Annotated in this window: 23 protein-coding genes and 8 tRNA genes; 5 read left to right on the top strand and 26 right to left on the bottom strand. The window is 27.4% G+C overall.

Annotated features, from left to right (window positions below):
- The first annotated feature begins 182 nt into the window (after positions 1-182).
- Together ACRCYC_RS16520 and ACRCYC_RS16525 are read left to right on the top strand one after the other, a co-directional pair.
- On the top strand, positions 183-1,391 hold the full coding sequence (locus ACRCYC_RS16520; RefSeq protein ID WP_438620203.1) for a glycine C-acetyltransferase: 1,209 nt from the start codon (positions 183-185) through the stop codon (positions 1,389-1,391).
- A 34-nt stretch (positions 1,392-1,425) separates the two neighbouring features.
- Complete coding sequence (locus tag ACRCYC_RS16525) at positions 1,426-2,400, top strand: L-threonine 3-dehydrogenase (protein WP_438620204.1); 975 nt, start codon at positions 1,426-1,428, stop codon at positions 2,398-2,400.
- A gap of 66 nt (positions 2,401-2,466) precedes the next feature.
- Here ACRCYC_RS16525 and ACRCYC_RS16530 read toward each other — a convergent pair whose 3' ends face one another.
- The 13 genes from ACRCYC_RS16530 to ACRCYC_RS16590 all read right to left on the bottom strand — a co-directional run bounded on the left by ACRCYC_RS16530 (position 2,467) and on the right by ACRCYC_RS16590 (position 12,102).
- Positions 2,467-2,949, bottom strand: coding sequence for a DUF7832 domain-containing protein (locus ACRCYC_RS16530; RefSeq protein WP_438620205.1), 483 nt, complete (start codon positions 2,947-2,949; stop codon positions 2,467-2,469).
- Between the two features lie 52 nt (positions 2,950-3,001).
- A complete protein-coding gene (locus tag ACRCYC_RS16535) occupies positions 3,002-3,328 on the bottom strand; it encodes a CGGC domain-containing protein (RefSeq protein WP_438620206.1) in 327 nt (108 codons plus the stop codon).
- Between the two features lie 38 nt (positions 3,329-3,366).
- On the bottom strand, positions 3,367-4,086 hold the full coding sequence (locus ACRCYC_RS16540) for a DeoR/GlpR family DNA-binding transcription regulator (protein ID WP_438620207.1): 720 nt from the start codon (positions 4,084-4,086) through the stop codon (positions 3,367-3,369).
- Between the two features lie 247 nt (positions 4,087-4,333).
- Positions 4,334-4,675 carry a zinc ribbon domain-containing protein YjdM gene (locus ACRCYC_RS16545; protein ID WP_438620208.1) on the bottom strand — a complete coding sequence of 114 codons (342 nt, stop codon included), beginning with the start codon at positions 4,673-4,675 and terminating at the stop codon, positions 4,334-4,336.
- A gap of 161 nt (positions 4,676-4,836) precedes the next feature.
- Positions 4,837-5,610 (bottom strand): TSUP family transporter, encoded by a 774-nt coding sequence (locus tag ACRCYC_RS16550; RefSeq protein ID WP_438620209.1) that lies wholly within the window; start codon positions 5,608-5,610, stop codon positions 4,837-4,839.
- Between the two features lie 13 nt (positions 5,611-5,623).
- The gene (locus ACRCYC_RS16555) at positions 5,624-5,962 is read right to left on the bottom strand and encodes a DsrE family protein (protein WP_438620210.1); all 339 of its coding nucleotides are present in this window, start codon (positions 5,960-5,962) and stop codon (positions 5,624-5,626) included.
- Positions 5,963-6,041: 79 nt separating this feature from the next.
- A complete protein-coding gene (locus tag ACRCYC_RS16560) occupies positions 6,042-6,788 on the bottom strand; it encodes a hypothetical protein (protein WP_438620211.1) in 747 nt (248 codons plus the stop codon).
- 166 nt (positions 6,789-6,954) lie between these two features.
- On the bottom strand, positions 6,955-8,010 hold the full coding sequence (locus ACRCYC_RS16565; protein ID WP_438620212.1) for an ABC transporter substrate-binding protein: 1,056 nt from the start codon (positions 8,008-8,010) through the stop codon (positions 6,955-6,957).
- Positions 8,011-8,070: 60 nt separating this feature from the next.
- Positions 8,071-8,196, bottom strand: coding sequence for a hypothetical protein (locus ACRCYC_RS16570; RefSeq protein ID WP_438620213.1), 126 nt, complete (start codon positions 8,194-8,196; stop codon positions 8,071-8,073).
- Positions 8,197-8,427: 231 nt separating this feature from the next.
- Positions 8,428-9,198, bottom strand: a complete 771-nt coding sequence (locus ACRCYC_RS16575) for a class I SAM-dependent methyltransferase (RefSeq protein WP_438620214.1) — start codon at positions 9,196-9,198, stop codon at positions 8,428-8,430.
- Positions 9,199-9,261: 63 nt separating this feature from the next.
- Positions 9,262-9,741: a 23S rRNA (pseudouridine(1915)-N(3))-methyltransferase RlmH gene (gene rlmH, locus ACRCYC_RS16580; RefSeq protein WP_438620215.1), complete on the bottom strand. Its 480-nt coding sequence runs from the start codon at positions 9,739-9,741 to the stop codon at positions 9,262-9,264.
- Between the two features lie 15 nt (positions 9,742-9,756).
- On the bottom strand, positions 9,757-10,551 hold the full coding sequence (locus ACRCYC_RS16585; RefSeq protein ID WP_438620216.1) for an MBL fold metallo-hydrolase: 795 nt from the start codon (positions 10,549-10,551) through the stop codon (positions 9,757-9,759).
- An 87-nt stretch (positions 10,552-10,638) separates the two neighbouring features.
- Positions 10,639-12,102: a M1 family metallopeptidase gene (locus tag ACRCYC_RS16590; protein ID WP_438620217.1), complete on the bottom strand. Its 1,464-nt coding sequence runs from the start codon at positions 12,100-12,102 to the stop codon at positions 10,639-10,641.
- Positions 12,103-12,201: 99 nt separating this feature from the next.
- Here ACRCYC_RS16590 and ACRCYC_RS16595 point away from each other — a divergent pair, with 99 nt between their 5' ends.
- Together ACRCYC_RS16595 and ACRCYC_RS16600 are read left to right on the top strand one after the other, a co-directional pair.
- A complete protein-coding gene (locus ACRCYC_RS16595; protein WP_438620218.1) occupies positions 12,202-13,260 on the top strand; it encodes a DnaD domain protein in 1,059 nt (352 codons plus the stop codon).
- 22 nt (positions 13,261-13,282) lie between these two features.
- A complete protein-coding gene (locus ACRCYC_RS16600; protein WP_438620219.1) occupies positions 13,283-14,278 on the top strand; it encodes an ATP-binding protein in 996 nt (331 codons plus the stop codon).
- A 47-nt stretch (positions 14,279-14,325) separates the two neighbouring features.
- Here the strand turns inward: ACRCYC_RS16600 and ACRCYC_RS16605 are convergent, their stop codons facing one another.
- The 12 genes from ACRCYC_RS16605 to ACRCYC_RS16660 all read right to left on the bottom strand — a co-directional run bounded on the left by ACRCYC_RS16605 (position 14,326) and on the right by ACRCYC_RS16660 (position 20,624).
- Positions 14,326-14,997 carry an ABC transporter ATP-binding protein gene (locus ACRCYC_RS16605; protein WP_438620220.1) on the bottom strand — a complete coding sequence of 224 codons (672 nt, stop codon included), beginning with the start codon at positions 14,995-14,997 and terminating at the stop codon, positions 14,326-14,328.
- Between the two features lie 13 nt (positions 14,998-15,010).
- Positions 15,011-17,575: an ABC transporter permease gene (locus ACRCYC_RS16610; protein ID WP_438620221.1), complete on the bottom strand. Its 2,565-nt coding sequence runs from the start codon at positions 17,573-17,575 to the stop codon at positions 15,011-15,013.
- 199 nt (positions 17,576-17,774) lie between these two features.
- Positions 17,775-19,112, bottom strand: a complete 1,338-nt coding sequence (locus tag ACRCYC_RS16615; RefSeq protein ID WP_438620222.1) for a GHKL domain-containing protein — start codon at positions 19,110-19,112, stop codon at positions 17,775-17,777.
- Positions 19,106-19,822 carry a LytR/AlgR family response regulator transcription factor gene (locus ACRCYC_RS16620; protein ID WP_438620223.1) on the bottom strand — a complete coding sequence of 239 codons (717 nt, stop codon included), beginning with the start codon at positions 19,820-19,822 and terminating at the stop codon, positions 19,106-19,108. The genes ACRCYC_RS16615 and ACRCYC_RS16620 overlap by 7 nt, the downstream gene beginning before the upstream one ends.
- Before the next feature lie 129 nt (positions 19,823-19,951).
- A tRNA-Val gene (locus ACRCYC_RS16625) sits at positions 19,952-20,027 on the bottom strand.
- 5 nt (positions 20,028-20,032) lie between these two features.
- Positions 20,033-20,107 (bottom strand) — tRNA-Glu (locus tag ACRCYC_RS16630).
- Between the two features lie 20 nt (positions 20,108-20,127).
- Positions 20,128-20,203, bottom strand: a tRNA-Lys gene (locus tag ACRCYC_RS16635).
- A 9-nt stretch (positions 20,204-20,212) separates the two neighbouring features.
- A tRNA-Thr gene (locus tag ACRCYC_RS16640) sits at positions 20,213-20,287 on the bottom strand.
- An 11-nt stretch (positions 20,288-20,298) separates the two neighbouring features.
- Positions 20,299-20,375, bottom strand: a tRNA-Asp gene (locus ACRCYC_RS16645).
- A 9-nt stretch (positions 20,376-20,384) separates the two neighbouring features.
- Positions 20,385-20,460 (bottom strand) — tRNA-Val (locus ACRCYC_RS16650).
- 8 nt (positions 20,461-20,468) lie between these two features.
- A tRNA-Glu gene (locus ACRCYC_RS16655) sits at positions 20,469-20,543 on the bottom strand.
- A gap of 5 nt (positions 20,544-20,548) precedes the next feature.
- Positions 20,549-20,624 (bottom strand) — tRNA-Lys (locus ACRCYC_RS16660).
- Positions 20,625-20,916: 292 nt separating this feature from the next.
- Between ACRCYC_RS16660 and ACRCYC_RS16665 the strand changes: the two genes are divergently transcribed.
- Entirely contained in the window at positions 20,917-21,816 is a 900-nt protein-coding gene (locus ACRCYC_RS16665) for an acetamidase/formamidase family protein (RefSeq protein ID WP_438620224.1), read from the top strand.
- Between the two features lie 55 nt (positions 21,817-21,871).
- On the opposite strand, the gene ACRCYC_RS16670 is transcribed toward ACRCYC_RS16665, so the two are convergent.
- Positions 21,872-23,155: an adenylosuccinate synthase gene (locus ACRCYC_RS16670; protein WP_438620225.1), complete on the bottom strand. Its 1,284-nt coding sequence runs from the start codon at positions 23,153-23,155 to the stop codon at positions 21,872-21,874.
- Between the last annotated feature and the right edge of the window lie 240 nt (positions 23,156-23,395).

Below are 23,395 nucleotides of genomic sequence, written 5' to 3' on the forward strand. Positions count from 1 at the left end.
GCAAATTTCTTAATATTTTACATAGTTTTTTTAGTATTATATCCTTTATTTTACATTCATGTTGTTTGTTGGTAATTTTTGTGCTTTATTACAATTATTTGACTTTCGATTATTATTTACAATTAGCGAATTTAAAACTTAAACTTATATTAGTATAATAATTAAATTTAGGGGGATATTGTATGAGTTTAGATACCAGTGTAAAAAATAAAGCTTTATCTAATTTTCTTAATGAAAATCTTAATGAACTAAAATCTAAAGGATTGTATAATAAAATCGATTCTCTTCAAAGTTCAAATGGTCCTATTATAAAAATAAATGAAAAAAATCTTATCAATTTGTCATCAAACAATTATCTTGGACTAGCTACAAATGAAAGATTAATAAATTCAAATATAGATGCTACAAAAAAATATGGTGCTGGTGCTGGTGCTGTAAGAACAATAAATGGAACTCTAGAAGTTCACGATATTTTAGAAGAAACTATAGCTAAATTTAAAGGTACGGAAGCTGCTATAGCTTTTCAATCTGGATTTAATTGTAATATGGGAGCTATACAAGGTGTTATGGATAAAAATGATGCAATTTTGTCAGATGAACTTAATCACGCATCAATAATAGATGGTTGCAAATTGTCAGGTTCGAAAGTAATCAGATTCAAACATTCTGATATGAATGATTTAAGATCTAAAGCTAAGGAAGCTAGAGAAAGTGGACAATATAAAAAAATAATGGTTATAACTGATGGAGTATTTTCTATGGATGGAGATATAGCTAAACTTCCTGAAATAGTTGAAATCGCAGAGGAATTTGATTTAATAACTTATGTTGATGATGCTCATGGTTCTGGTGTAACTGGTAAAGGTGCAGGAACTTGCAAACACTTCAGCTTATCTGATAGAGTTGATTTCCAAATAGGGACTTTATCGAAAGCTATAGGTGTCGTTGGTGGATATGTTGCAGGTTCTAGAGATTTAATAGACTGGTTAAAAGTGAGAGGCAGACCTTTCTTATTTTCAACTTCATTAACTCCAGGTGCCGCTGCCTCTTGTACAGAAGCTATCAAAATACTTATGGAAGATGATAATTTAGTTTCTAAGGTATGGGAAAATGGAAATTACCTTAAAGATGGTTTAAAATCTTTAGGTTTTAATATAGGAAATAGTGAAACACCTATAACTCCTTGTATTATAGGCGATGAAGCTAAAACTCAATTATTTAGCAAGCGATTAGCAGAGGAAGGTGTTTATGCAAAATCTATAGTATTCCCAACTGTATCAAAGGGAACTGGAAGAGTTAGAAATATGCCAACAGCAGCTCATACTAAAGAAATGTTAGATAATGCTTTAGCTATATATGAAAAAGTAGGTAAGGAATTAGGAGTTATATAAAAATATTTTATTTAATTATGTAGGGGGTAACTTTATGAAAAAAATTCTTGTAACAGGAGCTTTAGGTCAGATAGGTTCTGAGTTAACAGCTAAACTTAGAAAAGAATATGGTAAAGATAATGTTTTAGCTACTGATATACGTGTTATGGAAGGTAGCTCAGTAGTTAATGATGGTTTATTTGAAACTTTAGATGTTATGGATATGGATGCTATGGGGAAATTAGCTAAAAAACATAATGCTGATACTATAATACATTTAGCATCTCTACTTTCTGCTGTTGGAGAGCAAAAACCTCAATTTGCTTGGCAGTTAAACATGGGTGGACTAGTAAATGCTTTAGAAGTTTCAAAAGAAACTAATGCTACATTATTTGCACCTAGCTCTATAGCTGCTTTTGGTCCTAATTCACCAAAAGACTTAACACCTCAAGATACTATTCAAAGACCTAACACGATGTATGGAGTAACTAAGGTAGCAGGAGAATTATTATCTGATTATTATTTTAACAAATTTGGAGTAGATACAAGAAGTGTAAGATTCCCAGGACTTATATCTTATGTAACACCTCCTGGTGGTGGTACTACTGATTACGCTGTTGATATATATTATGAAGCACTTAAAAATAAAAAATATGATTCATTTATAGCACAAGGAACTAAAATGGATATGATGTATATGCCAGATGCCCTTCAAGCTGTAGTTGATTTACTTGAAGCTGATAGTTCTAAATTAGTTCATAGAAATGCATTTAATATAACTGCTATGAATTTCTCGCCTGAAGAGATAGCGGCTGAAATTAAAAAGCATATGCCTGAGTTTGAGTTTGGATATGATGTTGATCCAGTTCGTCAATCAATAGCTCAATCTTGGCCAAACTCTATAGATCCAACTTCTGCTATAAATGAGTGGGGATTCAAATTTGAATATGATCTAAGTAAAATGACTATAGATATGTTAGAAAAATTAGTAGAAAAAGGAATAGGTAAGGAAAATTTACAAAATGCTTAATATATAAATAAAAAGACTATCTTGGTATGTATCCATATAGATAGTTATTCAAGATAGTCTTTTAAATTAATTTTTTAGTTTTTTCCAATTACTATATCGATTGTCTATAACATGGAAAATTCGGTAGTAATTTTCCCATGTGTCACTTACTTCATAAGATGAATTTAAATTATCATTTTTAAATACTTCATTATAATCTGCTATGTACTGACAATAATCTTCTCTACTACTTAGATAATATCCTAAGGTAAATTCTAATACCTTTTTATCTATAAATTTATCTTCAAGTAAAGTATTACAATTATTTAAGAAAAATTCTCTACCTGTAATTTTTCTTTGTCTTACTCTGTATATATCTATTTGGTATTTTTGTTTTAATGCTTCACTCTCTAAATTATTCTCTATAATCCATGCTATAAACATACCCATATGTGTAGCTGCATGTACTTTATCTATCCCCTCTGGATAACTATCTCTATAGTGCCATTCCATACAATCAATCACCATTATATCTGTCCACCATACTTTCCCCTCTGTATCCAATTTCAAATATTTTCATTTCATCATCTGCCTGAATCCACTTTTAATTGATTATATTAATTTACTTGTGTGTTCCATGTATAACCTTAAATCCTTCTTTTTTTAAAAGTTCTTCATGTTTTTCATAATTTCTACATTCTATCTTTGTACATAATGCTAAATGTACTACTTCTACATTTCTTTTTTTAAGTTGATTTATTTTATTTTCCCAATCTTCATCTTCAAATATTGTTTTTTTACAGCCACTACAATAAAAAAAGCTACTTAGTACTGGTTTTTCTTCCTTGTAACACTCAAATGCATACTTAGAATCATTATAGGCGTCAAAACACCCTGTTCCACTACACTTATTAGTAAGTTTTCTACATGCCATGATAGCTATATTCATAAATCTTCTCTCCTTATGTATTAAATTTAATGTACTATTTATTTTATTACTTCTTCTTCTGTTATGATACCTGTTATTTCCTCTAAAGTGGCAAACTTATAAAACTCATCATAATTGAATTTTTCATTCTCCATTACTAAATAATTTTTATTAGAACATTCAATTATAGTTTTTTTAGTATTTCCATCTTCTAGGTTAATGGTACTTATATACCCAGTTTCTCTGTTGATTCCACACAAACCTATAAAAGCTTTGTCATAAGTAAATTTTCTGATATATCTATCAGCTGCTGCACCCACTATAGCTTCAACCTCTTTATTGAATTCACCACCTATAGAAATTACTTTTATATTTCTATTCACTTTTAATTCTAACACTATTTCTATCATATTAGTTACTACTGTAATTTCTTTATTTGTTTTATTTAACTCTTTTGCAAGTTCTAAGTTATTAGTAGATGTATCTAAAAATATTATATCTTTATCTTCTATCAACCCAATAGCTTTTAAAGCTATTGATTTTTTTTCTTCTGTATTTATATTCTTTCTTTCGTCTACATTTTTAATATCATTATGGTTTCTCTGTGTAATAGCTCCTCCATATACTCTTTTTAGATGTCCTCTTACCTCTAACTCTTTTAAATCTTTCCTAATGCAATCTTCTGTTACATCAAATAATTTTGCTAAATCTTTAACTTTTACTCTCCCATTTTTTTTAACTATTTCTATAGTTTTTTCATATCGTTCCTCTAAAAACAACTTTTTTCACCTCACGATTTTTTTATTGTTATTTATTATTTGTTATTATTATTTATTATTTCATATTGATTCTTTATGACTACTATATTATACTAAAAATATAATAATTAATAGATAAAATAGCGTGATAAGTTAATTCTTAGCGTGATATTTTATCTATTAAAGAATTAATCAAAATAAAAAGCACTAATCTATACAGATTAGTGCTTTTTATTTTGATTAATTCTTTCTAGCTTTTGAAATTTAATTATGCTTTTTTAACAACGCTAGACTTTAATTTCATAGCTCCAAAACCATCTATTTTACACTCTATATCATGTCCATCTGCTGCATCTGGAACTAAACGTATGCTTTTTACTTTCGTACCTATTTTTATAGAAGAAGAACTTCCTTTTACTTTAAGGTCTTTTACTACTGTTACAGCATCTCCGTCATTTAATACATTTCCATTTACATCTTTTATAACTACTACTTCTTCCGCTGAAGCTTCTGCACTCCACTCATGAGCACATTCTGGACAAACTAAAAGACTTCCATCTTCGTAAGTATATTCTGAGTTACATTTTGGGCAATTTGGTAAAGTTTCCATAATTTAATTTCCTCCGTTCATCTTTGTAATTCTAGTTGTTCATAGGACTATATAATATCATAGTCTTCTCATATTGACAAATATTCATATAATATAGCTATAAAACTTAGCATTTTATACAATTTATATCGTATATGCATTAATTTTCACTTTATATAAAGCTATTTAAAGATATTATATATATTTAATAAAATTATAGATATAAGTACCATATTAAATATTTTTATTATATTTTTTTCCGAAACAGATTTATTTAATCTATATCCAAGTATTCCTCCCATAACACCACCAATAAGCATTACAGGTAACATTTCTAAATTATAACTTGAAAAACCTGTCGTTGCTGCAATTGAAAAAATTTTAGCTCCTTGAGAAAAAAATATAACTAGTATAGAATTCCTTGCTGCTTCATTTGCCGACATAGAAAACAATATGGTAAATGCAGCTACATTAATTGGTCCTCCTCCTATACCTAAAAATGCAGATATAGAGCCTAATACTAAACCTAAAATTCCAATTATTAATATATTATTAATATTATAAGTTTTAACTTTTTCTTTATTTTTCATGTAAAGAAAAACTATCAACAATATTAATATCAGCATTATACTTTGAATATTGTTGATAATACTCATATTAATTCCTGTTGATACTAACAGATTCATTATTTTCTGCCCAACTATTCCACCAATAATAGAACCTGTAGCAACTACAATTGTATTCTTAGGGTTTATTTTATCTTTTTTCTTTAGTTGATAAACAACCGTAACTATAGACATTACAAATATCGTTGATGATGATAATAAATTTACAGTAGGAAGAGAATAGCTACTTAAAGCATCTAGTGCGGGTTTTATTATAACTCCCCCACCTATACCTACTGATGAACCTATTATTGTAGATATAATTGCAACAAGAAAATATAAAATTTGCATATTTTAATCCTTTCTATGGTTTTATATAATAAAACCCTTCACTTTGTTTTTTTGCAAGCTCCATTACTCCAGCTGGTACAATTTCAATGAAGTCACATAACTGCGTAACACTTATATCCAACTTATTTAAGGTATTATTGCATGCAGCAAATACGACACCTTTTTCTGCAAGTTCTCTTAACGTATCATATATTTTCAAATCATCAGCTTTTTCTTTAGTATAGTTTACTATAGCTTCTCCATGCACTAACATCTCTAATTTTATATCCGGATCTAAATTTAATAAATTTTCTATATTCCCTAATGCCATATTCCATCTGTTTAATTGATTTACATGTAATATAATTTTCATTTGGCTTTTCCCCCATCTTTATATAGTTTTATCATAAATTTTTATTCTATTTATAATTTATACCCTATAAAAAAATTAGCTAACAATAGTGTTTTTCTTTGATAGTTTTCATCATATCTTCTTTGTTTTGCTCAAACTGGATCATTCTATTTACATTAGCTCCTGATGGGTGAGGAAATCCTGTAAGTATTTGATTTTCACTTATAATGCCTTCATCCCTTAATTTATCTAAAACTTCTTCCACAGCTTTACCCAAAGGTATTAATAATATATCTCTGAAATTTTCAATCCTTTCAAGTTCATTTATAAAATTTCCATAAACATATTTCATTAAAAAATCAGTTTTAATTAATTTAGGCGTATGACCTGTGTAGTTTTGTTTTTTTACAAATACAGGATATGGAATTAATGAAACTGTGTGAAGTAAATAGTCTTTTTCTTGAAAAAGCTCACTACAACTATTTAAATTTAATGCTTCATTAAGTTTTATTCCATCTAACATACTAATTATATTTTTTCTTAAACTGCCGCTAAATCTTCCTGCAACCTTGCACTTATATTGAATCGATTCAATATCATCGCTTAATTCTAATTCTTTCCTCGCTGTTGATATAGCTGTACTCATTTGTTGGAATCCCGGAGTTATACCTATAATAAATATCTTAGCCTTAGGATTTAGATACTCATTATGTGGAGCATAGTAAATTTCAATATTGCCTTCTCTTTCAATTAAAAATTTTTCTGTTAACAGTTCTTCTTTTGTATACTTATCCTTTATAGGCAATTCCTTAATTATTTCTATATAATCATACAATGTCTTTTCCATGTTAAAATATTCCCTCCGCTTCAGAGTAAAATCCTTTATTATTCATTTAATTATATATTTTAAATACTCTTAGTATCAATATATAGATTTAATATTAACCAAATTCACAAAAAATTTTCTATATAAAAATAAGGAAAAACATTTTATTAGTTTTTCCTTATTTGCTTTAATTTTCTGATTTTATATTTACCCATGCATTATCATATATTTTTTTTACATCCATAGGGAAATCTTCATATATTTCACATCTATCCATTATTTCTTTAGGCATATATGCATTAGGATTATTTCTAACCGACTCTGGTTGTTTTAATCTAGCTTCTTTATTTGGAGTTGTATATCCAATTTCATCAGCTATTCTTAATGCACTTTCCTTATCACTTACAAAGTTTATAAACTTTTCAGCACCTTCAACATTTTTAGCGTTACTAGGTATACATAAACTATCAATCCAGAAGTTTGCACCCTCTTTAGGTACTACATAAACTAAATTAGGATTTTCATCTTGAAGGTTTAATCCTTCTCCCGACCAAATCATATTTATATCTGATTCTCCTGCTGGAATCATGGTAGTTCCATTATCTACACCATATATTGGATTTACTAATTTTCTTTGAGTTAGTAATAATTCCTTAGCTTCTTCAATTTCTTTTGGATTAGTTGAGTTTAATGAATATCCAAGTTTTTTTAAAGCTGCTCCTATCGTATCTCTATAAGTATCAAACATAAAAATTTTGTCTTTATATTTTTCATTCCATAATATATCCCAACTATCTACCTTTTCTTTTACTACGTCTTTATTATAAATAAGTCCGACTGTTCCAAACATATATGGAACTGAATACTTGTTACCTGGATCAATTTGAAGATTTAAGTAATCTTTATCCATTTGAGATATATTAGGTATATTATCTTTGTTTAGCTCTTGAATAAGATTTTGCTTAATCATTCTTGGCATTAAGGCATCCGATACTAAAATAACATCATATTTTACTCCGCCTTTACTAATTTTTTGATACATTGTTTCCATATCATCAAAAGTTTCAACATTAACTTTTATACCATATTTTCCCTCGAATTCTTTTATAGTTTCTTGGTCTATATTTTCTCCGTAATTAAGAAAACTTATTTCTTGAGAAGGACCTTTGCTACACCCTACAAAAAATAAACCCATTGCTACAATACAAATTGATAAACTAAATAATTTAAATATTTTTTTCATATTTTAATCCTTTCTTTTATTATAGGATTATTCTAATACCCTAGACCATCAATAGTCAATCTAATTATCTTTATAATTTATGTACTTTAGAATAAATAATAGCCTAATTTTAGGGTAATATAAAATAGTTTTTAATATACTTCTTGTTAATTTAACAAAATCACCTATTAAAATTTGATTGTTCATTTGTATCCTCCGTAAATTTATTATAAACTCCATCCTAATGGTAGGATCAACTTGAATTTTTGATTATGAAAATTATCATTTGATAATTTTTCAAACTACAATATTACTAATATAATTTCCTTATCTAATATTTAAATATATAACTAAATAAAATAAGGAGAAGAATGTTTATAATCAAGTTATAATCCTTCTTCTCCTTATTTTACTCTACAGAGCTCACTTTTATTTTAATTAATTTTTCTTACCACAAATAATCACAGCATTTCCTAATACCTTTTTATGCAATAATATAGATGGTAACTTAATTACATTCTGAAGCTTTTCAACTTTAACCTCTGAAATTTCAAGTGAATTAATAGTATTAAAAAAATCCTCATTCTTTCCAAATATTTTTTCATCAAGAAATAAATCTAAGAATACAAACTCTCCATTTCTATTAAGAACTCTTAAAGCTTCTTTCAACACTTTTATTTTATCAGTCTCATCTTTTACTTCATGAAAAGTTAAGCAACTTACTACTATATCAAATTCATTTTCATTGAATGGTAAATTAGATGCACTTGCTTTTATAAAATTAATTCTATCTAATACACCTTCATATTCAGCATTACTTTCACAAATTTGTTTTGAATATTCCCAATCATCTCCCCAATAATCAATTCCTACAAGATATGATTTAATAAATGATTTTGCTAGCTTAGTTATAAGTGAAGCACTGCCTACACCTATATCTAATATTTTTACATTTTCTTTATAACTAATATTCTTTATAATCAAATTGTGTATTTTAGATTGAAAATTTCCACCTTTATCAGAAAATTGGTAGTAAGAATATGATATTATAAATAAAATATATAAAAATGGTAATAGTAAAAGACTAGCAATAATACGTAAATATAAATTAATTGGCATGAATAATATTAATATTAATAAAATAGAAATTGCAAAAAAAGTAATTATTTTATTTACCCTTATCCACGTTCTATAAATTGGTTTCTTCATTATAGATCCTCTTCCTGAATATAAATTTAAAACTCATATTGATTAATAATACACCATGCTTCCTTACTTGTGATACGGTTCATTATTATTTATTCTAAAAGCTCTATAAACTTGCTCTAAAAGTATCAGTTTCATCATTTGATGTGGAAATGTCATCTTAGAAAAAGATAACTTATAGTCAGCTCTTTTTAAAACGTCATCTGCTAGTCCTAAAGATCCTCCTATAACAAATGTTATATGACTATTACCTCTTACTGCCAACTTACTTATAGTGTCTGCTAGCTCCTCAGATGACAAGTTCTTTCCATCTATAGCTAAAGCTATAACATAACTATTGTTTTTTATCTTTGATAGAATCTTTTGACCTTCTTTATTTTTTACAATCTCCATATCCTTTTCACTCAAATTTTCAGGACACTTCTCATCATCTAGCTCTATCATATCTAATTTACAATACTTTGATAATCGCTTACTAAACTCTTCTATTCCTAATTTTAAATACTTTTCTTTAAGTTTTCCAACACTTATTACAGTTATATTCATAAACCTCTCCAATCCTTATAATCTATATATATCTGATGCATCTTCTCTTAAAAGAACATCTAACTTAAGATCCTGTCCAACTATCATATTGTTTTGAAGTAATATTCCCTTAGATGTTTCATATGCTAACTCAGGAAAATTATTTTCTTTACTTAAATGTGCTAACAATATAGATTCCGTACCTTGATTAACTAATTCTACGCAAAACTTAGCAGCTTCTTCATTTGATAAATGTCCAGTCTCTGACATAACTCTCTTCTTTAAAGCATATGGATATGAACCCATCATTAACATATTTGGGTCAAAATTAGATTCTAAAACTACTAACTTTGATTTAAAAAGATGTTTCTTTAAATTTTCAGTTATACACCCTATATCTGTCGCAATAGAAATTTTTTCTTGCTTATCATTGTAAAAGTTATAACCTACAGAATCTGCAGAGTCATGAGATGTTGAAAATGGTCTTACTATTAAATCATCTAAAGCATAAGTTTTATCATTTTCAAAAACCTTCATATTTTTATCTTTTATATCCCCTATTTTATCTTTCATCGCACACCAAGTTTTTACATTAGCAAATATAGGTATATCTAATTTTCTAGATAAAATCCCCGCTCCTTTTATATGGTCTGAATGTTCATGAGTTATAAATATTGCCTTTATCGTCTTTGCATCTATATCTAAATCTTTTAAATTATTTGTTATCCTTTTACCGCTAAGGCCTGCATCTACTAGAACCTTAGTGTTTTTACATCCAATATAATGACAATTTCCGCTACTTCCACTTCCTATAGAACTGTATTCTAGCATGCGGTCACCTCTTTCTTTAATAATCATAAATTATATTATACCAAAAAAAGAGAGCCTTAAATTATTTTTTAAGACTCTATTTCAAATTTACTTATATTTACCTATTATTTTATCTATATCTACTCCATTATTTTTCCATAATTCAACGAATTGTGCTCCATTTACATTTTTAAACTTATACGTTTCATAATATTCCTTTAAAACGTCAAAAAATAACTTATCTCCTACTTCTCCTCTTATCTTATGAAACATAACAGCACCTTTAGCATAAACATTCAAACTATATTCTGTTGAGTTTTTATATTGATTTGTAGCTTTAAATATATCTTTGCTAGAATAAGATTTTGTTTGAACATCCATTGTATCCATTATCCTTTCTGATGTATCTTTTCCATATTTTTTTTCAAAATAAAGTATAGTTGAATATTCAGTTAGTGCTTCATCTATCCACGGTTCACTTAACTCATCATTCCCAACTGCACCATACCACCATTGGTGAGCCGTTTCATGAGCTATGACATATTCTAATAAAAATTTATTTTTATTAGAATATAAATTTTTGTCTATCATTGATATATTAGGGTATTCCATACCCCCTATATAAAAATCACTTGCTATAACTGAATATGTACTATAAGGATAAGCTCCAAACATATCGCTAAATATTTCTATTGAATCTTTAGCGATTTTTGTGCTGATTTCTGAGTATTTATTATTTAAATTATAAGTTGAAATTTCTATATCCCTTGTGTAGTCTTTTTTCACATAAAATTTATCACTTAAAATAAGCGCAAAATCCCTAACATTATTAGCTTCTATTGTGTGCATAGTTTTTTTCTTATCAGTCTTTAATTCACTAACTTTACCAGTACTTCCTATTTTATATTTAGATGGAGCCAATAGTGTAACTTTAAAATTATTTATATCACTATAAAATGGATCTCCTATACTTTCATAACTCTTAGAATTCCATCCTCTATCATCATATACGCACGATATCGGGAACCAGTTAGTAATATTTATTGTATCATCTCCATATCCAAATCTTCCAGATGAGTTTGGTAACTTTATATTAAACTTCATATCTATTGAAACTTCTTCATTTGGTTTTAATGGAGTATTAAGTTTTACTTCTAGTATATCTTCTTTTTCACCCTCAATATTGTATTTTACTTTTTCATCTTTAATTAATATATTTTGAATGTTTATATACCCTTCATTAAAACCATTAGGATATGCTTGTTTCATCTGAGTTTTTTCAAATGGTGCATATTCTTGTTTTGAAAAAGCATTTGGGTATATATGAAAATATATACTTCTTAATTGTGTTTTGCTTTTATTTACGTATTTTATATTCTGATTACATATTAATCTTTTTACTTCATCTTCAAATATAACATCCATTGTATATGTATTTATATCTTTATTTTTTATATCTGAAACTGGCTTATCAGATTCTTTATTAAAATAAACTAGACTACATAACAATAATACAGCAACTATAAAAAATGATGTTTTTTTTCGAGCCTTTTTTCTAAAATCAATAATCAATTAAATTCCTCCCCATTTGTATTTTATGAATATTTTTTTTAATTCTCTACATCATAATTTGTAATAGATTTTATGATATAATCAATTTGAGGTGATGAAATGTTTTTTAAAGAAGTCAACGAAATAGATTTAGGTCAAACTACTATCGACAACATATTTATAGATATATTTATGCCTATGGCTAATGGATTATACGTACAAGTTTATTTGTTAGGCTATAGATATGCTTGCGATGCGACTTCTAACCCTAAGTTTAATAATAGTTCTATTGCAATGAATTTAAATATACCGTTATCTGATGTATTGTCAGCTTGGGAGTTCTGGGAAGAGAAAAAATTAATAAAAAAACATAAAAATGATGGTAATGATGATTTTAGTTTTTCCATAGAATTTTTAGATTTGAAAAAGATATATATGGACAACCTATTAAATACAAATCATTCTATAAAATCAGATGTCAATAGTATTGTTTCAGCAGGTGAAAATCCTCAAATTAGAAAAATGTTTAATTCTATAAATCAAGTTGTTGGAAGACACCTTCAACCTGGTGAAAAAATTTCAATTTTAGATATGATGGATAAATATAATATGAGCACAGACATGATTTTATGTGCTTATGAACATGTTAAGGATAAAACAGGAACTTCAAAACCTGTAAGTTATATAGAAGGTGTTATTAGAAATTGGTATGATGCTAGTATTTATACACCTGAAGAAGTTGAAAATAGTTTTGTTGAAAGAAGTAAAAGATTCATGATGTATAAAACAGTATTTAATGAACTTGGATTCTCTAGACAACCTACAAGATCAGAAAAAGATCTTATGGATACTTGGTTTGATAAATATAAATTTGATATAGAACTTATCTTAGAAGCTTGTTCTAAATCTAAAAATATTTCTAACCCTTCAATATCTTATATTAATGGTATTGTTAAGAGTTGGAATGAGAAAAATATTAAAACATTAGAAGATTTAAGTTTATCTGAAGAAGAGTTTAAGCATAAAGCCGAAGTTAAGAAAGCTAATTCAAATGCAAATAAAAATAATGTTAAGCAAGTTAAAACTAGATTCCATAATATAAATCAGACTTTTAATAAGTATAGTCCAGATGAGTTGGAAAAAATGCTTCAAGAAAGTCAAAAGGGTAAATTTAGATAACATATTTTAGGTAGGTGATTGTATGAAAGAATCAACATTAAGAGAAATACTTACTTCTTATGAAAGAACAAGAGAAAAATCGGAGCGTGAGTTACAAGAAAGAAAAAAGAAAGTTTACTCTAGAATACCTGAAATTAAAGCAATAGATGATGAAATAGGTACAATAGGTTTAAAATTAGCTAAATTAGTGCTTCTAAATCCTAAGGATAAGGATTCTATTTTAAATGAAACTAAAATAAGAATGAACGAATTAAAACAAAAGAAGGAGCTTCTTCTTTTAGATAATAAAGTTCCTCAAGGCTTTTTAAATCTTAAGCATGAATGTTCTATTTGTAAAGATACAGGATTCTTATCAAATGGTCACAAATGCAACTGTTTAAAACAAAAAATAGTAAATGAAGCTTATAATATGTCTAATTTATCTAGAGTTCTTCATAACCAAAACTTTTCAACATTTGATGGATCTATTTTTTCCACTAAAAGAGAAGATTCTTCAGGTGTATCTCCTCAAGAAAATATATTAGAAATATTATCTATATGCGAAGGTTTTGTTATAAACTTTGACAAAGATAATGATGAAAATATGCTTTTCTATGGTGATACAGGGCTTGGTAAAAGTTTTATGTCTAACTGTGTTGCAAGAGAACTTTTAGATAGAGGTTATCTAGTAATTTATCAAACTGCATTTAAAATGTTTGAGATTATCGAAGATTATAAGTTTAAAAATACAGATGAACATATAACTAAAGATAATTATGCTAATTTGTTTAATTGTGATTTATTAATAATAGACGACTTAGGAACTGAGTTAACTAACTCATTTACTAATAGTGAATTATTCAATATTTTAAATACTAGACTATTATCAGGAAAGAAAACTATTATTTCTACTAATTTATCACCTATGCAACTTGGTGATATTTATACTCAAAGGATATTTTCTAGAATATTTGATAGATTTAGAATGGTTAAGTTTATAGGTAATGATTTAAGATGGGAACAAAAAATGGCTAAGTAGAAAATCTAAGTATTTTCTATCTTAGCCATTTTTTTATTTCATTTGTATTATTTTTCTATAACTTCTCCATCTTGAATTTTAATACATACATCTGCTTTTTTCGCTATTTCATTATCATGAGTTATCATAACTAATGTTTGTCCAAAGTCTTTTATGCAACATTCTAATAAATCCATAACTTCCTCTGTTGTTTTACTATCTAGATTTCCTGTTGGCTCATCTGCAAATATTATTTTAGGTTTGTTAGCTAAAGCTCTTGCAATTGCAACCCTTTGTTGTTGCCCTCCACTCAATTCATTTGGGAATTTATTAATTTTATCTTTAAGTCCTAACTTATCAATTATGTTATCTATGTATTCTTTATCTACTTTTTTATCATCTATTGATATTGGAAGTATTATATTTTCATATATATTTATAACTGGTATTAAGTTAAAACTTTGAAATATAAACCCAAACTCCTCACTTCTTAATTTCGATAGACTGTTATCATTCAAAGTCGAAATATCTTTTGCATTTAAAAGAACTTTTCCTGATGATATATTATCTAATCCTGCTATACAGTTTAAAAGTGTACTTTTACCACTTCCACTAGGCCCTATTATCGCTGTAAATTTGCCTTTTTCTATAGATAAATTTATATCTTTTAATGCTTGTACTTTATTTTCACCCTTGCCATAAATTTTATTTAAATTTATTATATCTAATACATTCTCCATACAATCTCCACCTTTATTCATTTGTATTCAATCCTTCTACTATGCTCATTTTTTCTATTTTCTTTTTACATAAAAACACTCCTATTAAACATATTATTATAGATGCTATAAAGAACTCCATGCTCTCAAATATTGGTAACTTAAACTTCGTAGCTTCGCCTGTTCCTAATCCTTGTTTGTGCATTTCATTTGTAAGTTTTACAAAATCATAAATACTATATGTTGCAAATGCACTAGCTATTATAGATCCAAATACAGCATACATTAAGTTTTCTTTTATAATCATATTTTTGAGCTTTTTAGTACTCATTCCTATAGCTCTTAATGTTGAAAGTTCTTTCATTCTAGTCATTATATTAGCTTTTATTATGCACAATATGTTTATAGAAGATATTAAAAGTATCAAAGCTACTATTACCAATGTTTCTTTAGTGTGTGCTTCAGTTTGTTTAATATAGTAATTTTTATAATTATGCTTACTTTCAATATTTGAAAATGAATTATTTTTTATGATATTTTCTATTTCATTTGCAACTTTTTCATCGCTACCTTTTTCAATTTGTATATTAACTCTATTATAATTGTTCATTCCACTTATATTTTTAAAATCATCTTCCTTTAATATAACTTTCATTCCATTAGAAAGACCACCTTCTTCTAGAACATATCGTCCATTTAAAATTCCAGCAACCTCTACTTTTTCATTTTTATACTCTAGTTTATTGTTTTTTATAACAGGTATTTTTATATCTATCAAATCTCCTACTTTCATATTGTTAAGTAACTTTGTATGTGGAGATGCATCAGAATAAAAATAATTTGTTACTAAAGCTTTTGGGTATTCCCCTTTGCTTTTATTATTTATATTTTTTCCTTCCTCAATATACTTTTCTAAGTTTTTTAAACTATCATTATTGTGGCCTTCAACTTCTAAAGATTCTTCTAACTTTTTATTTTCATCAGTTATTCCATTTGATTTTTTATATTTTGAGGTTAAATCCTTGGAATTTGTTAAAAAATATCCATTTAACTCTATAATTGGATTTACATTTTTTACTTCTTTTATTTTCGAAATTTTTTCTATTTCATCTTCACTGTATTTAGTAAAGTTTAAATTTGTATTATTAGGATTATGAGATAACTTTATATCACTATTACCCATCATCATAATAGGCATGCTACTACTATCTAAATTATTATCCATAGTCTTTCCCGTAGCTATATTATCTATAAAAAGCATACCGCCTAAACTTACAGATAATATGCATAATATAGTTCTCACTTTATTTCTCCATAAGTTTTTATAAGCCATCTCTCCTGTAAATCCAAATAGTTTTCTTATTAATCTATAATAAAATCTATTTTTTTGTCTTTTGTTAACTTTGTCACTGTTTCTAATTGCTTCTACTGGAGATATTTTCCCAATTTTGTATATGGGCACTATACTAGATATAATTACAGCTATACTAGCCATTATCATAGGCTCTAATATGCTAGCTGTGCTTATATACAAATTAGCAAATTTTCCATAAATAATAAAAAATCCTGCATAGGATGCTATTATTCCTAATAAAAATCCCAGTAAAATCCCTAGTATTGAAACGATAAAACTTTCAATTATTATCATAAACCTTACTTTATTTTTTGGTAAACCTATTGATCTTAATATTCCTATTTGTTTTGTCATATCTATAAGAACAATACCAAATATATTGCATATAACTAGTGTCGCTGCTATCATAGGGTATACTTTTTGTCTTATTGTATATAATGTTGTCTTTGACTCTTTATAATCGTTTAATGCATCTGTCAATCCCACATTTACTCTAAATCTAAAATCATCTAACCCATACTTATTTATCATTTCATAAGCTTTCCCAAAGTTAGGTTCTGATGTATTTAAATTTAAGGTACCATTATGAGTAACCAATTTATTTGGCAAAATATCTTCATTTGAATTATCTTTTGTAAAAGCCTTTACTCCATGGTCTTCATTTTCTTCAGTAAATCCTCTTGATTTCTTATAAAATTCATCTGGCTTTTTAACTATACCAACTAATTTAAATTTTTTATCCTTACTAAATATTTGATTCTCATTATTTTTATCTACATAGTATTCTACAATTTTAAAATTAATTTCTTGATTTAAATCATCACTTAAATTCATTTCTTTCAATGCTTTTTCTTCTAGCACTATTTCATTTGTATTTTTGGGTTCATTACCTTTTATTAATTCATATCCATAAGAGTCTAAAAAATCTTTACTATACGAATTTAATTGTAGTGATGTTCCATTTTTTCCTACAATTTTCCCTAGGTCCAATACATCATTAATTTCAGTTACTTCTTTATCTTTTTTTAACTTACCAACTATATCATTTTCTAAATCACTGTATTCAATATGATAGTCACTAAAGTTTTTATATGCTTGTTCAATTTCAAATTTATTTTTCGTTTCTGGTATAACATTTAATGCAAAAACTAATATTACCGCTAGTGCTATACTTGTTATTAGTGCTATAGTTCTTCCTTTTTGCTCCTTCATATAAGCAATCGCTAACTTAAAACTAATTTTCAAAATATACCTGCCCCCTTTGCAACACTCATTTTAATATTTTGATGATAACTATATGTTGTATTACTTATCTACGAATATTAGACAGTTTTTCTTAAATATAAAAAGGTGTTATCTTTTATGTTTAAAAGATAACACCTTACTATTTTTGCTTCAATATTTATAGTACAACTGGTACTTTTTCATCCCCAACTGTCATGTTTTAATTTATTGGTATATAAATTTGTACCAAAAACTCATTTTCAAAATCATTTACTTCTAACTCTCCATCATATTTTTTTAATGATGATTTAACACTTTTCAAACCTATTCCATGAATGAATTTATCTTTTTTACTAGTTATTATTTTATTGTTTCTCATTTTTACTTTGTTTATTTTGGAGTTTTCACATCGTATAACATAGTATGATTTTACTACTGTTCCTCTTATTTTTATATATTTTTCACCATTGCTTATTTTATTACACGCTTCTATGGCATTATCTAGTATATTGGAAAATATACTACATACATCTGTCATTTCGATAAAACTACATTTTGAAAAATTGATATCACAGCATAAGTTTATATTATTTTCATTACATTTGGCTTGTTTCTCATTTAATATAATGTCTAGTATCATATTTCCTGTATCATATATTTCTTCAAATTCATTTAAATCTTTACTAATTCCATCTATGTATTTATTTAAATCTTCTTGTTCTGAACTCATAGTTTTTATACACATCATGTGATTACTCATATCGTGATAAAGCCTTTTTACTTTATTTTGAGTTTCTTGTAAATTTAAATAATATTTATATTGCATATCTATTTTTTCTTTTAATAAATTTTCTTCATTCTTATCTTTTATAGCTTTGATGGCTTTAAAAACTACCATTGTAAGCAAAATACTACTCATAAAAGACAATTTAGGAGTTATATTAGAATTAAATATCATAAGATTATCATAAGCTGATATAAAAATTCTCATATTCGAAACATAAGGTAAACTGTTCATAACTGCTATAATAAAATTACTTAATATACATCCTATAATGACAATTATACTTACTTTTTCTTTATCAGTATTTTTGATTAATTTTATTATATTAATATAATTTATATTTATAAAAATCATTATTAAATCATTCACAGTAAATATAATATCTGCATCTTTTTCTGATATGTGATTTCCATACAAAGAGTGTCCTGTTACAAAAATTGACACTATTGTTAATACTATCTGCTCAATAATATAATATGATATAGTATAAATAAAATAAGATGATATAATTTTAAAATTACTCATTTTATAATTTAACTTTGTAAATAAAATAAACGATATGAATTTTAAATTACTAATAAAACCATAATAATCACTTGCTCTGCTAAATATAATTGAGGAGTCTAAAATTGCAATTAATAAAAACATAATATCCAGATATCTTTTTTTATATCTTCTTTCTTCTATAGAATCTAAAATTTTTATAAAAATAAAATATTCAATAAATGTAGTTATACCTATAGTTACCCTTGATATAAAATCAAATTCTAACATAGTTTTTCTCCTAATGAGCTTAAAAATCTACTTTTAAAATCTTTAAATCTATGTCTGCTTATCAACACTTCTTCTTTATTTTCAAGTATAGCTACATATTGTTTTATATTTTCTACATAATCTATATTTACTAAAAAACTTTTATGACACCTATAAAAATTATGATTTTCTAATTCTCCTTCTATTTTATCCATAGTCATTTTTGTTTCATAAATTTTATTTTCTGTATGTATGCTCATATCTTGTCTTTGTATTTCAATATATGTTATATCTGATATGTCTATTTTATAAGTTTCACTCTTATTTTCAACTAATATAAACTTGTTTTTTTTATTTACAATCTCATTTATACAACTTAAAATATGTTTTTTTAACTCTTCATATTTTATAGGCTTTAATAAATACCTATAAGCCCTAACTTCATACCCTTCTTGTATATATTCAATAAGTGATGTTGTAAAAATTATTTCTGGGTTATTTTTATCTATTTCTCTTATTTTTCTAGCAACATCCATTCCATTTATTTTTTGCATTTGGATATCTAATATAAATATATCCCTATTTATAGGATAATTATTTAATAATTCTTCCCCACTTTTATATATTTTTAAATTATACTCAATACTATTTTCTTCTAACATTTGTTTGAGAAACTTTTCTATCGTTTTCTGATGTTGTATTTGATCTTCACATAAAATTATTTCTATCATATTATCCCCTGTATCTATATATCTTTTTTATATTCTTACATAACTATTATACCTAATTTTTCCATAAACCTTAAGAAATACTATTTTAAACACAAAAAAACTCCTGGATAATATCCAAGAGTTTTTAACTGGTGGGATTAACAGGGCTCGAACCTGTGACCCCCTGCTTGTAAGGCAGGTGCTCTCCCAGCTGAGCTATAATCCCAAAACTGGTGACCCATAGGGGAATCGAACCCCTGTTACCGCCGTGAAAGGGCGGTGTCTTGACCGCTTGACCAATGGGCCTAATTTATTGCAAAAAAAAATGGTGATCCATCCGCGACTCGAACGCGGGACACCCTGATTAAAAGTCAGGTGCTCTACCGACTGAGCTAATGGATCATCTTTTTATGGAGCTAGTGATAGGAATCGAACCTACAACCTGCTGATTACAAGTCAGCTGCTCTACCGTTGAGCCACACTAGCAATGTGTGTTTTGGCGACCTGGAAGGGACTCGAACCCTCGACCTCCAGCGTGACAGGCTGGCATTCTAACCAACTGAACTACCAGGCCGCATATATATGGTGGGACTAACAGGGCTCGAACCTGTGACCCCCTGCTTGTAAGGCAGGTGCTCTCCCAGCTGAGCTATAGTCCCACAACTATTGGTGACCCATAGGGGAATCGAACCCCTGTTACCGCCGTGAAAGGGCGGTGTCTTGACCGCTTGACCAATGGGCCTAAAATGGTGATCCATCCGCGACTCGAACGCGGGACACCCTGATTAAAAGTCAGGTGCTCTACCGACTGAGCTAATGGATCATATTTGGCTGAGATGTTGTTTCGACTTTTTTCGTTCGCCTTACCAACAAATATTATTATATTAGCTTTGTTAACTTTCGTCAACACTTTTTGTGATTTTTTTTTATTTTTTTAACTAAATTATTCAAATACCCTATTTTTCAATGGTTTAATCCTATAATTATCGTATTATTTTATGTATTTTTTATAAAAATATTCAAAATTTCATTTTTATTTTTATTTTCTTTTTTCATTTTTTTTATAAAATTTTTTGTAATATAATATATATATACTAAATAAAGGGGGTAAATTTATGAACTTTATAAAAAAAGAAAATCATACATTTACATTTTCAAATTTAAATAAACCAGTAATTAAAGTAAAGTCAGGAAGTAATATAGTATTTGAAACTTATGATTGCTTGTGCGATCAAGTAAAATGTAGTACTGATAATTTAGATAGAATAGATTTCGATAAAGTAAACCCAGCTACGGGACCTTTATATATAGAAAATGCAATGCCTAATCAAACGTTAAAAGTTACTATACAATCTATTGAATTGCAAGGAGATGCAGTTGCAATGGCAGGTCCTGATGTAGGTGCTCTTGGCCATAGATTAGATACTATGACTCATAATATTTTAAAAATAGAAAATAATAAAGCTTTATTTAAAAATTTGGAACTTCCTTTAAATAAAATGATTGGTGTTATAGGTGTTGCTCCAGCTAATGAAAGTATAAATTGTGGAACTCCTGGTAGCCACGGTGGAAATATGGACTGCAAAATAATAGCTGAAGGATCTAGTGTTTACCTTCCAATATTTATTGAGGGAGCTTTGCTTTCAATTGGTGATATACACGCCGTTATGGGCGATGGTGAAATCGGAGTAAGTGGTGCTGAAATTGGAGCTTTAGTAAATGTTCATGTAGAAGTAATTGATAACTTTAAATTAAACAATCCAATTGTTGAAACTGATGATGCTTATTATACTATAGCTTCTGCTGAAACATTAGATGAGGCTTATCAAATTGCTATTGAAAATATGTTTGATATTTTACTTACTAAATCCAACCTATCTAAAAATGATTTAGTTATGCTTCTGAGCTTAACTAGCGATATTGAAATTTGCCAAGTTGTAGATCCTTTAAAAACTATAAGATTTAAAGTCAAAAAGGATATTTTAAATAAATTAAATATTAATAAGTTAATATAATAAAAAAAGTAGTTAATGAATTCATTAACTACTTTTGATTTTATCTATTATAAAATTAAAATATATTTTTTCTTATTATAGTTTGAGCTCTGTTTGGTCCAACTGAAACCATATCAACACTAACTCCAACTAATTCTTCTATCTTAGCTATATACTTTTTAGCATTTTCAGGAAGTTCTTCGTAATTTTCCATCTTTGTTAAATCATCAGACCAACCTTCTAACTCTTCATATATAGGTTCGCATTTAGCTAAATCTTCTAATGATGCTGGGAATTCTCTTAATACTTTATCTCCCATTTTGTAAGCTGTACATATCTTAATTGTATCAAACCCACTTAAAACGTCTAATAACATTAAAGATATACTAGTTAACCCATTTACTCTAGCTGCATATCTAACTATTACAGCATCGAACCATCCACATCTTCTAGCTCTACCAGTAGTTGTTCCGAATTCTCTTCCTTGAGTTCTTATTTTATCACCTGTTTCATCGTTTAACTCTGTAACAAATGGTCCTTCTCCAACTCTAGTTGTATATGATTTAACTATACCTACAACATCTTTTATCATATTTGGCCCAACACCTGCTCCTATAGAGAAACCTCCTGATGTTGGATGAGATGATGTTACGTATGGGTACGTACCTAAATCTAAATCTAGTAATGTACCTTGAGCTCCTTCAAATAGAACTTTCTTTCCAGCTTTTATAGCATCATATACTATAACTGATGTATCATCTACGAAAGGTCTTATTTGCTCTGCATATCCTAAGTATTCATTATATATAGCATCGAAGTCAAATTCTTCAGCTCCATATATATTTTTAACTAATTTGTTTTTATCATTTATTTGAGCTTTTAATTTTTTAGCAAATATATCTTTATCCATTAAATCACATATTCTTATTCCAGATCTCTCTGTTTTATCCATATAACAAGGTCCTATACCTTTTTTAGTAGTACCTATTTTATTATCCCCTCTAGCTTCTTCAGCTAAAGCATCTAATTCTTTATGATATGGGAATATAACATGCGCTCTATCACTTACTTTTATATTTTTAGTATCTATGTTATCTGAATTAAGTTTAGCTAATTCGTCTAAAAATCCTTTTGGATCAAATACTATTCCGTTACCTATTACGTTTATAGTTTCTGGATTTAAAACTCCTGATGGTATTAGGTGTAATGCATATTTCTTTCCATCAACAACTAATGTATGTCCTGCATTATTTCCACCTTGTCCTCTTACTACTACATCAGCTTGTGTAGCTAAATAGTCTATAACTTTACCTTTACCTTCGTCTCCCCATTGAGATCCTACTATAGCAACAGTTTTCATATTAACTCACCTCTATTTTATTATTCGAACACTTACTTCTTTATTCTACCAAACATTCGCTTTATTTTCAAAACCTTTTTTATTAACTTATTTTGTTTAGTATGTATTTTTCTACTTTTTCTAAGTCTTCAAGTTTCTTTATTTCAACTTCTTCTGATAATATAAAGTGGATAATTTTATTTATATCTTTTTCTTTTGTCACAAATATATTATCCCCTGTCATTGTGTTTGTAATGTATA

This window comes from Paraclostridium sp. (assembly GCF_051657365.1).
Classification (GTDB): domain Bacteria; phylum Bacillota; class Clostridia; order Peptostreptococcales; family Peptostreptococcaceae; genus Paraclostridium.

What these genes read in the sequence shown, in the direction of transcription:
- ACRCYC_RS16520 (WP_438620203.1), top strand. Translation starts at nt 183, where the DNA reads ATGAGTTTAGATACCAGTGTAAAAAATAAAGCTTTATCTAATTTTCTT.
- ACRCYC_RS16525 (WP_438620204.1), top strand. Translation starts at nt 1,426, where the DNA reads ATGAAAAAAATTCTTGTAACAGGAGCTTTAGGTCAGATAGGTTCTGAG.
- ACRCYC_RS16535 (WP_438620206.1), bottom strand. Translation starts at nt 3,328, where the DNA reads ATGAATATAGCTATCATGGCATGTAGAAAACTTACTAATAAGTGTAGT.
- ACRCYC_RS16545 (WP_438620208.1), bottom strand. Translation starts at nt 4,675, where the DNA reads ATGGAAACTTTACCAAATTGCCCAAAATGTAACTCAGAATATACTTAC.
- ACRCYC_RS16550 (WP_438620209.1), bottom strand. Translation starts at nt 5,610, where the DNA reads ATGCAAATTTTATATTTTCTTGTTGCAATTATATCTACAATAATAGGT.
- ACRCYC_RS16555 (WP_438620210.1), bottom strand. Translation starts at nt 5,962, where the DNA reads ATGAAAATTATATTACATGTAAATCAATTAAACAGATGGAATATGGCA.
- ACRCYC_RS16560 (WP_438620211.1), bottom strand. Translation starts at nt 6,788, where the DNA reads ATGGAAAAGACATTGTATGATTATATAGAAATAATTAAGGAATTGCCT.
- ACRCYC_RS16565 (WP_438620212.1), bottom strand. Translation starts at nt 8,010, where the DNA reads ATGAAAAAAATATTTAAATTATTTAGTTTATCAATTTGTATTGTAGCA.
- ACRCYC_RS16570 (WP_438620213.1), bottom strand. Translation starts at nt 8,196, where the DNA reads ATGAACAATCAAATTTTAATAGGTGATTTTGTTAAATTAACAAGAAGT.
- ACRCYC_RS16575 (WP_438620214.1), bottom strand. Translation starts at nt 9,198, where the DNA reads ATGAAGAAACCAATTTATAGAACGTGGATAAGGGTAAATAAAATAATT.
- rlmH (WP_438620215.1), bottom strand. Translation starts at nt 9,741, where the DNA reads ATGAATATAACTGTAATAAGTGTTGGAAAACTTAAAGAAAAGTATTTA.
- ACRCYC_RS16585 (WP_438620216.1), bottom strand. Translation starts at nt 10,551, where the DNA reads ATGCTAGAATACAGTTCTATAGGAAGTGGAAGTAGCGGAAATTGTCAT.
- ACRCYC_RS16595 (WP_438620218.1), top strand. Translation starts at nt 12,202, where the DNA reads ATGTTTTTTAAAGAAGTCAACGAAATAGATTTAGGTCAAACTACTATC.
- ACRCYC_RS16600 (WP_438620219.1), top strand. Translation starts at nt 13,283, where the DNA reads ATGAAAGAATCAACATTAAGAGAAATACTTACTTCTTATGAAAGAACA.
- ACRCYC_RS16605 (WP_438620220.1), bottom strand. Translation starts at nt 14,997, where the DNA reads ATGGAGAATGTATTAGATATAATAAATTTAAATAAAATTTATGGCAAG.
- ACRCYC_RS16615 (WP_438620222.1), bottom strand. Translation starts at nt 19,112, where the DNA reads ATGTTAGAATTTGATTTTATATCAAGGGTAACTATAGGTATAACTACA.
- ACRCYC_RS16620 (WP_438620223.1), bottom strand. Translation starts at nt 19,822, where the DNA reads ATGATAGAAATAATTTTATGTGAAGATCAAATACAACATCAGAAAACG.
- ACRCYC_RS16665 (WP_438620224.1), top strand. Translation starts at nt 20,917, where the DNA reads ATGAACTTTATAAAAAAAGAAAATCATACATTTACATTTTCAAATTTA.
- ACRCYC_RS16670 (WP_438620225.1), bottom strand. Translation starts at nt 23,155, where the DNA reads ATGAAAACTGTTGCTATAGTAGGATCTCAATGGGGAGACGAAGGTAAA.